This is a genomic window from Vibrio sp. 10N.222.55.C6, assembly GCF_041473395.1.
Lineage (GTDB): Bacteria > Pseudomonadota > Gammaproteobacteria > Enterobacterales > Vibrionaceae > Vibrio > Vibrio crassostreae_C.
This window is the reverse complement of sequence record NZ_JBFRSD010001296.1, coordinates 1-241: the sequence shown is the minus strand read 5'-3', so window position 1 is coordinate 241 and position 241 is coordinate 1. Positions and strand designations below refer to the sequence as shown.

The window sequence follows — 241 nt, the reverse complement described above, 5'->3', positions numbered from 1 at the left end:
TGTAAGACGGTGCGTTAACCATGGCCAAAACCGCACCCGTTTTTACGTCTAATAAGATGGCAGATCCAGACGTCGCCTTGTGATCGGCTACCGCCTGTTTAATCGCTCGATAAGCGATGGCTTGTAAGCGCTGATCGATGGTCAATTCGAGTGGTTTACCTTCTTCACGCTCTTCTAGTGCAATGTTTTCAACTACTCGCCCGTAACGGTCTTTACGGATTGTACGTTTACCTGCTTCACC

General features: G+C 48.5%; 1 pseudogene. It reads right to left on the bottom strand.

The features are described from left to right. Window positions 1-241, bottom strand: a pseudogene (locus tag AB4486_RS28600) (peptidoglycan glycosyltransferase FtsI); the annotation flags it as partial.